The organism is Methanobacterium sp. BAmetb5 (assembly GCF_003491305.1).
Taxonomy (GTDB): domain Archaea; phylum Methanobacteriota; class Methanobacteria; order Methanobacteriales; family Methanobacteriaceae; genus Methanobacterium.
The window spans coordinates 1,493,312-1,502,500 of the sequence record NZ_CP022706.1 but is presented as its reverse complement, the minus strand read 5'-3'; the positions used below and the strand labels follow the sequence as shown (position 1 = coordinate 1,502,500).

Below are 9,189 nucleotides of genomic sequence, written 5' to 3'. Positions count from 1 at the left end.
TAAACTGGTAGTAACCGGTGCTCCAATGAGTTCTGATATATGTTGAAGTTCTTCAGATGATTCTGAATGTATAACTCCTCCCCCGGCAAGTATCACTGGCTTTTTAGACTTCAATATCAGTTCGGCTGCCTTTTTAACCTGTAAGGGGTGCCCCTTTTTGGTGGGTTTGTAACCGGGTAGATCGATGGTTATGTTCTCTGGATAATCCAGCTCTCCTTCCTGGACATCTTTAGGAAGATCCACCACCACTGGGCCCGGTCTTCCAGTCCGGGCAATGTAAAATGACGATCTGATCATCTGTGGTATTTCTGATGGATCCATGGCCTGATAACTGTGTTTGCTTATGGGCATGGTTATGCCGATGGTGTCCACTTCCTGAAAGGCGTCGTTACCAATCAGAGAGGTGCCTACCTGTCCGGCCAGGGCTACCACAGGAGCGGAGTCCATGTAGGCCGTAGCAATACCGGTTACCAGGTTGGTGGCACCGGGACCGGAAGTGCCTATGCAGACACCTACCTTACCGGAAGCCCGAGCATAGCCGTCTGCTGCGTGGGCTGCACACTGCTCATGCCTTACCAGTATGTGTTTGAGGTCTGAATCGTAGATTACATCGTACAGGGGGAGTAAGACTCCTCCAGGATATCCGAAGACTACGTCCACTCCCTCATCGGTTAGTGACTTGATTATGGCTTGACTGCCCTTCATATTTGACACCAGTTGTATTTTCTTTAAAAATTACGTTTTATCTAAAATCTATTAGGGATTTTGTATATCCCGGTTTTAGTTTTCATGTTATATGTATTTGTGTGTATTAATAATAATTGGAATTACTAAGATAGGTAAGCCCCTACACTCTTTATCTGGGTAATTAAAGGGGGCCGTGATTCCTTTACAACTTACTAATAAGGCAACATAATGGCAGGAATTATATGTTGTTGTAAATAAAAGAAAGATTAAAATTATAGTTATTATTCGGAGGGTCAAGATGAAGATTCTGGTGATAGGAACTGGAGCAAGAGAACACGCCATATGTCAGACGTTACATGAAGAAGCTGATATTTATTCAATAATGAGTAATCATAACCCGGGTATTGCCCGCATTTCTCAATTCAAGGTTGGAAGTGAGATGGACATTGAAGGGGTGAAAAAATACGCCAAAGACCGGAAAGTGGACCTGGCCATCATCGGTCCCGAGGCACCCCTGGAACAGGGCATTGTGGATGCACTTCAGGGTGTAAGAATCCCCTGTGTGGGTCCAACAAAGGAGGCAGCCAGAATTGAAACTGACAAGGCTTTTATGCGTGAATTATTTGCCAATTACAAAATATCGGGTTCAATTGCCTATGGTGCCTTCGATACAGTGGAAGATGCTGCCCAATTCATTGATGATTTTGGAGAGGACGTAGTGGTGAAACCGGTGGGTTTAACCGGTGGAAAAGGTGTTAAAATCGTAGGTGAACACCTGGAAGATGCTGAAGATGCTAAAAACTACGTAAAAGAAATTATTGATAATAAAATAGGTGGTCATGCCAGTGTGGTTATTGAGGAACGCCTGATAGGGGAAGAATTTACAGTACAGGCCCTGGTTGACGGGGACCACTTGATTCCCATGCCAGCCGTACAGGACCATCCCCATGCCTACGAGGGGGATCAGGGTCCAATAACTGGAGGGATGGGATCATACTCAGATAAAAATGGGTTATTACCTTTCCTGGATTCAAAAGATTATGATGCTGCGGTTAAAGTAATGGAAGAAACCATTGCCGCTGTTAAAAAAGAAGCAAGTCCATATAAGGGAGTTCTTTATGGTCAGTTCATGTTATGCCGTGATGGACCTAAACTGGTGGAATACAACGCCCGTTTCGGAGATCCGGAGGCCATGAATGTTTTACCTCTACTGGAAACTAGTATGATAGAGTTATGCCAGGGAGTGGTGGATGGAAACCTTAAAAAGGCTCAATTCAAACCCCAGGCAACGGTGTGCAAGTACCTGGTGCCCAATGGTTATCCAGAAAGTGGTAAAGCTGGACAGCCCATCCAAGTAAATGAAGAAAAGATAAAGGAAGAAGGTGGCATGGTGTTTTACGCTGCAGTGAATCAAAAGGACGGAAATATATTAACCACAGGTTCCCGGGCTCTGGGCCTGGTTACCACTGCCGATAGTATAGCCGAGGCAGAAGAACGGTGTGAAAGGGCCACCCAGTATGTTCAGGGAGACCTGTACCACCGGCGTGATGTGGGAACAGAGAAACTCATTGCCCAGAGAATCCAGCATATGCAGGAAATTCGGGAACAGTAAGAAATATTTATGGGGGAGGGATTTGAAATGGCCAGAACCCGTAGATACCTGAATAACTTACCCAACATTACCCGGATCAAGGATCTCGCCCATGATATACTGGACTATGAATTGAAACTGGACCAGGCCAAACAGGAGAGATCACGGATCAAAAATGAGATTTTGGCATTGGAAACAAAGTTAATAGCCAGGGAAAGGGGAGAATATTCTCCGAAAAGAGAAAAAACACGGATGAAGTTAAATAATTTTTCTGATGACCTGGTGGCAACTGATAAGAAAATAAACGATTTGAAGAGGAATATCTCCGATTCCAAGTCCATGGTTAATGATGAAATAAGGGAAGGACTCTCTAAAATCTACAAAAAGGCTAAATTAGAAAGGGATGAAGGGTTAAAAGATCTTATCAGGCACCAGAACCTGGCAGATGAAGCACATAACAAATTTGCCAATAGTTCTCCTGAAGAAGCCCCCCAGTACCATCACCAGTGGATTAGTAACGTGCAAAGGGTTATTGAAGACGAAGAAAGGATTGAAAGGAGCGAAAAAGAACTGGAAGCTATTAAAAGAGTTTATAGGCTGGAATTCGGTTAAAAATTCTTTAATACCATTTCAGCATTTTCATAAACTTTAAGTAAAGGTACCAGTAGATATTCCAACTTCAGAGTAATATTTATTGAGCTTTGAATTATAATTGCGGTTAGTAGGTTTGGACAGCAATAAAGCTTTAATTATAAACTGCATTTAATTTCATAAAAGATTAATAGGGATGAGGTTATGAAGCACCTTTTATCTGCGTTAGACGCACGAGATCATCTGGAGAAAATATTAGAAGACGCTGAGAAGTTTAAAAATGGGGAAGGTCCAGAAGCACCATTAAAAGGTAAGTCTCTGGCCATGGTTTTCGAAAAATCCTCAACTCGTACCAGGATATCATTTGAAGTTGGCATGTACCAGTTGGGTGGACATCCTCTCTACTTATCGGCTTCTGATCTACAGTTAGGAAGAGGAGAAATAATACCCGACACTGCCCGGGCCATGAGCCGTTACGTGGATGGGATCATGATCCGAGCACGTGAGCACGACGATGTTCTCCAGTTTGCCCAGTACGCAGATATACCGGTGATAAATGGTTTAACCAACCTGGAACACCCATGTCAGGCCTTCACGGATATTTTTACTATTAGGGAACGCAAAAACACCTTAGATCTTAAAATGACCTTCCTCGGGGATGGGAACAATGTTTGTAATTCTTTATTGCTGGCCACCGCCATGGTGGGTATTGATTTCACTGTAGCGTGCCCCCCTAACTATGAACCCGACTCCATTATCCTCAAAGAGGCCCGCAAGATAGCTCAACAATCAGGTTCCATCATAAACATCACCGATGATGTTGCTGCCGCAGTTAAAGATGCGGATGTTTTGTACACTGATGTTTGGGTCAGCATGGGTGACGAAGCAGAAGAAGCCCAGAGAATAAGGGATATGCAGGATTACCAGGTTAACCAGAACTTGGTGGATATGGCCGCCCCGGATGCCATGGTACTTCACTGCCTCCCCGCAATAAGGGGTCAGGAAATAACTGAAGAAGTTTTAAACGGACCACAGTCTGCAGTATGGGATGAAGCAGAAAACCGGCTGCATGTCCAGAAGGCTATACTCTACCATTTGCTTAAAGATTAGATTTTCCTACTATTTTTTCTCAAATCTCTATTTTTTTTATATTTTTGAATAAATAGGGGATTGTATTTCCCTGAGTTATTAATTTTTAACAATTTTTAACAGGGGTTACTTTTAAAATGGATCCTTGGGTTAAAATATTTATTAAAGGCCTACTGATTTTAGAAAAAAAGGAAAAGGGTAGTGTGGATTACAATTCAAGAGAGTTGGAATGGTAGGTTATAAATTCTTCCACAGCTTCATCCATGTTTAACATAGCATCTTCCGATTCTTTGTTTAAAATGATGAAGTACAGGAAGCTCAGGATCATGTAGGCCAGTACATTGGAATCTATTTTGTCCTGGGGAAACTTCTTTAAGTAATCACCCAGATGGGATATAAAGAGTTCAGTAATGGATTTAGATGCCCGGTCCCTTTCGTAGATGATTATATTCACGTAATCAAAGTTTTCGTCAATTAAATCCACTAAATTGAATATTAAAACCTTGAACTGGGCTTTAGGATCAGTTATTTCATCATCCAAAGGCACTAGGGAGTTCACCTTTTCCATTATCTTCTGCTGATTCACAGTTAACACTTGATTAAAAAGATTTTCCTTGGTTTCAAACTTTCTAAACAGTGTCATCTCTGTGAAACCAGATCTTTCGGCTATTATACGGGTTCTAGCTCCCGTATAACCTTTTTCTGAGAAAACTTTTAGAGCAGCTTCCAATATTTTCTGTTCAGTACCATTAGACATTGAATTTCATCCTTGAATCTTTTCTTAGTAGCCTTTTATTAAGTAATATTTCCGATGACACCTATATTTCTCTAAATTGAGCAAGAATCATGTTAAGGTCATCAATTTCTTTTGTCCGGTCACCTTAATAAACCTTTAATAACCTTAAAATGGCCTAAAATTTCATTTTTTACTGGCCTCTGGTAACCTACATGGATGAGGGGGATTCTATTCCCAGAAGATCAAGTGCGTTCCTGATGGTTATCCTGGATTTATCAACCAAAAGTAATCTTAGCAATTCTTTGTCAGATCCAATCACAGGCACTGATTTATAGAACTTGTTAAATGCTCCTGCCACTTCAAGGGCATATTGGGCCACAGGATGAACCCGTAAATCCCGGGCAGAATCTTCGATGATGGTACTGAATCTGGCCAGTGTTTTCAAGAGGTCAATTTCCAGTGTATCCATATTCTGGAAGTCCAGAGAATCCATATCAACATTAGCGGGATTGAATTCACTAACTTTTTCCAGTAATTTGCATGCTCGTGCATGGGCATACTGGATAGATGCACATCCTCTCTCAAAACTCAATGCTTCATCCCATTTAAACACAATGTGTTTTTCAGGGGATAAACGAGAGATATAATATCTAATGGCTCCCACACCAATGATTTTTGCAATGTTATTCTTTTCATCTTCCCCTAATTCCGGTCTTCTTGTTTCTAACTCTGCCCGGGCCCTCTGAGTGGCTTCATCTATCAGTTCATCCACACTGATGAAAACACCTCTCCTGGTGGACATTGACCCCTCAGGGAGGGTTATGAACTCGTAGAAGACAACATCTGGACTTTTTCCCCCTACCAGTCCCAGGGCAATCTTCAACTGATCAATGGCCAATTTATGGTCAGAACCTAGAATATCTACCACCTGGTCTGAATTTTGAGACTTGAAGAGGTGGTAGGCCAGATCCCGGGTACTGTAAAGTGAAGTACCATCGGAACGGGTCAAAATAAGTTCCTTTTCAATCCCGTAATCAGTTAAATCCAGGTAAAGAACCTCATTTTGAGTGGTATATTCATCCAGGGCTTTCAGTATCTTTTCCATGGATCCATCCCGAACAAACTGACTTTCCCATATGAAATCATCGTGTACAATGTTCATGCGACGTGAAGTATCCTCCACTCCATCCAGACACTTACGAACCACTTTCTTAAACATTGATTCCAGTTCTGGAGGGTTTTCTTCCTCATAAGTTTTTAAAATAGAATCTATCTGACCTTTAATTTCAGGATTTGCCTTTAATTCCTGATTAACCTGGAAATATAGCTTTCCGATTTCAACGTCTCCCCTTCCCTCGGGATCCATTTGGTAATCCAGATTCTGCAGGCCCCACACAATCATGGCAATCTGCCGTCCCATATCATTCACATAGTACTGGGTTTCCACCTGATAACCTGCAGATCTGAGAGTTCGGGCCAAAGAATCTCCTATAATGGCATTCCGGATATGTCCAATGTGCAGTGGACCGTTAGGATTGGCCGAGGTGTGTTCCAGGATTATCTTTTCATTTTTCTCTTCCAGTAAGCCGTAATCTTCCTGCACAGATTCTAACACCATCCGGGAGAACAGTTCCGGGGCAAAGAAAAAGTTGATGTAGGGTCCTTTAGTTTCCACGGTTTTAAAAGGAGATTTAACTTCAAGGTTTTCTACAATACTCTGGGCAATATCCACTGGAGATTTTTTCAGTGTTGAAGCCAGTTGAAAAGCAACTGAAGTGGCCATATCCCCCATATTAGGGTTTGGAGGGATTTCAAATTTGATTTCGGAGGGTTCTTCCCATCCGAGGGTTTGGATCGTGTTTTGCACCGATTCGATAGCTTTATTTTCTAATTTCTTGTACATGAATTCACCTGTAAAAGGGATATTTTTGAATGGATAATTTTAAAATTGTAACCTGGTCTAACTAAATGTATAATCAAATAATTAATCTTTGATAATAAGGCATGAATCTAATTAATTTTTTTTTAAGGGAGGGTGATGTTAAAAATTAAGAATCAGTGGACTAAAGTCCACGGATCCACAGGGTAATGTACCCTATTTTAGGAATTACCAGGGGCTGGTTTCCTATACTAACCACTTTGGCCTGGACCTGGTTAACTGAAACCAGACTCGGGTCGGCTTTGGGATTGTTATCACCCTTGGTAACGTAATACTTCTGCCCATCTGACCCTTCCTGGATACTGATTATGCGATGGATCACTGGCTCGGGGAACCAGGTGGCATTGTATATAACAATATCTCCCACCTTCAGATCCGAGGGATTGATTTCCTGGAGCCCAATGAAGTTGGATTTTTCAATGACCACCACATCTCCCCGGTAGAAAACAGGTTCCATACTACCGGAAACAACCACGTTAAGGTGCTGGGCCAGCACAATCCCCACCAGTATGATGATCACGTAACTGGCTATTTCCCTCCACATCCCTGTTTTTTCCTCAGAAGAAGATGGGGCTGGTTTTTTATTCCTTTGTTTTTTAGGCATGGGATCACCTATTTTAAAATAGCACCTTCATCTGCTGAGCTGGCCAGTCTACTGTAGCGGGCTAACCACCCTTTCAACGGTTTTTCCGGGTGTTTAACCTGTTCGAGCCTTTTTTTGATCTCTTCTTCGGTAACATCCAGTTCCAGTTTCCTTTGTGGTATGTCGATCCTTATGATATCACCATCTTCTACCACGGCAATAGGTCCGTTACTCATGGCTTCTGGGGAAACATGGCCAACACATGGGCCTCTGGTTCCTCCAGAGAATCTTCCATCGGTTATCAATGCCACAGACTTTATACCCATTCCCGATATGGCGGAAGTGGGGTTCAACATTTCCCTCATACCTGGACCTCCACGGGGGCCTTCGTAACGGATGACAATCACATCTTGTTCCTTAACTTCACCATTAAATATGCCCTGGGTTGCCTCTTCTTCACTGTTAAAGACCTTAGCCGGGCCTTCGTGGGTCAACATGTCTGCGCTAACTGCAGCTTGTTTCACCACCGAACCATTAGGGGCTAAATTGCCCTTTAAAACCGCTATGCCTCCTTCCTGGTGTACGGGATCTTCCAGGGAATGTATAACTGTGGTATCGGTAACTTCAGCGTCCTGGAAGTTACTTTCCAGGGGATCACCAGTACAAGTGAGGGCTTTGGCATGGATCTGGTCCTTCAACACTTTTAAAACAGCAGGTATGCCTCCGGCTTTGTGCAGGTCCAGCATGGTATGTTTACCTGAGGGGCTGATGGCAGCCAGGTGAGGTATTTCTCTGCTTAAGCTGTCAAACAGGTCTAAATTGACTTCAACTCCTTTATCCCTTAGTTCATTGGCAATGGCTGGTAAGTGTAGGGTTGTGTTACTGGAGCCTCCCAGTGCCAGGTCCACCACTACTGCATTGTAGAAGGCTTCCTGGGTCATGATCATGGAGGGGGTGATGTTCTTTTTCACCAGCTCCATTATCTTCTCCCCTGATTCCCGGGCCATCTGGATCTTCCGGGAATCCACGGCATGGGTGGTGGCACAGTAGGGCAGGCTCATGCCCATGGCTTCAGTTAAACAGGCCATACTGTTGGCTGTGAATAATCCGGCACAGGATCCGGCCCCAGGACAGGCGCAATGCTCTAATTCGTCCAGTTCCTCTTCACTCATTTTACCGGCAGAAACCTGGCCCACTGCTTCAAAAACATCTATAAGATCCACAGCTTCGCCCTTGTACTCTCCAGGGAGCATGGGGCCACCAGTAACCACTATGGATGGTATGTCCAGTCGGGCTGCAGCCATGAGCATTCCGGGCACGATCTTGTCGCAGGTGGGTAAAAGAACCAGAGCATCCAGACTGTGGGCCTGGGCCATACTCTCCACAGTATCGGCCACGATCTCGCGGCTGGCCAGTGAATAGCGCATTCCATCGTGGTTCATAGCTATTCCATCACAGATAGCCATGGTGCTGAACTCGAAGGGCACACCTCCGGCCTGGCTGATTCCCAGTTTAACGGCGCCAGCAATTTGTTTTAAATGGATATGTCCGGGAACTATGTCAGTAAAGCTGTTAGCCACACCAATGAATGGTTTATCCATCTCATCATCGGTTACACCACAAGCCCGTAAAAGGGAGCGGTGAGGGGCTCTTTGCATCCCCTTAGTTATGTTATCACTTCTCATCCAAAATCTCCTGTGAGTCCTATAAAATCGATACTTATAATGTTATAGATATTGTTCCTACATTCTTTTAAATACTATCTTGCTTTCAGTTAGTACTCTTCCCACTGATGTCTCTGGATTTGTAAGGTTTATTTACTTGATTATGAGGTTATAATATTCTAATTGGTTATATTGGCTAATCATGATTTTTAATTGGCCAATAAAGTGTTGTACAGTTTCCGTAGTTTTTTTCCCAGTAAATACAGTGGATAATTTTTAGGAAAATATACTTTTATGGTGAAAATTTTC

At 43.1% G+C, this 9,189-nt stretch carries 8 protein-coding genes (1 of these 8 running past the window's edge); 3 read left to right on the top strand and 5 right to left on the bottom strand.

Annotated elements, in window-relative coordinates; all coding sequences use genetic code 11:
• Nucleotides 1-705, bottom strand: the beginning of a protein-coding gene (locus CIT02_RS07320) for an acetolactate synthase large subunit (RefSeq protein WP_292611106.1). The gene continues 1,035 nt to the left of window position 1, outside the view; only the first 705 of its 1,740 coding nucleotides appear in the window; it begins with the start codon at nt 703-705; the stop codon falls past the left edge of the window.
• A gap of 280 nt (nt 706-985) precedes the next feature.
• Here CIT02_RS07320 and purD point away from each other — a divergent pair, with 280 nt between their 5' ends.
• The 3 genes from purD to argF all read left to right on the top strand — a co-directional run bounded on the left by purD (nt 986) and on the right by argF (nt 3,979).
• The gene (gene purD, locus CIT02_RS07315; RefSeq protein WP_292611104.1) at nt 986-2,299 is read left to right on the top strand and encodes a phosphoribosylamine--glycine ligase; all 1,314 of its coding nucleotides are present in this window, start codon (nt 986-988) and stop codon (nt 2,297-2,299) included.
• 27 nt (nt 2,300-2,326) lie between these two features.
• Nucleotides 2,327-2,890: a hypothetical protein gene (locus tag CIT02_RS07310; RefSeq protein ID WP_292611102.1), complete on the top strand. Its 564-nt coding sequence runs from the start codon at nt 2,327-2,329 to the stop codon at nt 2,888-2,890.
• Nucleotides 2,891-3,073: 183 nt separating this feature from the next.
• Entirely contained in the window at nt 3,074-3,979 is a 906-nt protein-coding gene (argF, locus tag CIT02_RS07305; protein WP_292611100.1) for an ornithine carbamoyltransferase, read from the top strand.
• A 187-nt stretch (nt 3,980-4,166) separates the two neighbouring features.
• On the opposite strand, the gene CIT02_RS07300 is transcribed toward argF, so the two are convergent.
• The 4 genes from CIT02_RS07300 to ilvD form a co-directional block, all read right to left on the bottom strand.
• Nucleotides 4,167-4,715, bottom strand: coding sequence for a TetR/AcrR family transcriptional regulator (locus CIT02_RS07300; protein ID WP_292611098.1), 549 nt, complete (start codon nt 4,713-4,715; stop codon nt 4,167-4,169).
• 187 nt (nt 4,716-4,902) lie between these two features.
• A complete protein-coding gene (gene argS / locus CIT02_RS07295) occupies nt 4,903-6,597 on the bottom strand; it encodes an arginine--tRNA ligase (RefSeq protein ID WP_292611095.1) in 1,695 nt (564 codons plus the stop codon).
• A gap of 160 nt (nt 6,598-6,757) precedes the next feature.
• Nucleotides 6,758-7,237, bottom strand: a complete 480-nt coding sequence (locus tag CIT02_RS07290; protein WP_292611093.1) for a signal peptidase I — start codon at nt 7,235-7,237, stop codon at nt 6,758-6,760.
• Between the two features lie 8 nt (nt 7,238-7,245).
• A complete protein-coding gene (gene ilvD / locus CIT02_RS07285; protein ID WP_292611091.1) occupies nt 7,246-8,901 on the bottom strand; it encodes a dihydroxy-acid dehydratase in 1,656 nt (551 codons plus the stop codon).
• Nucleotides 8,902-9,189 lie beyond the last annotated feature (288 nt).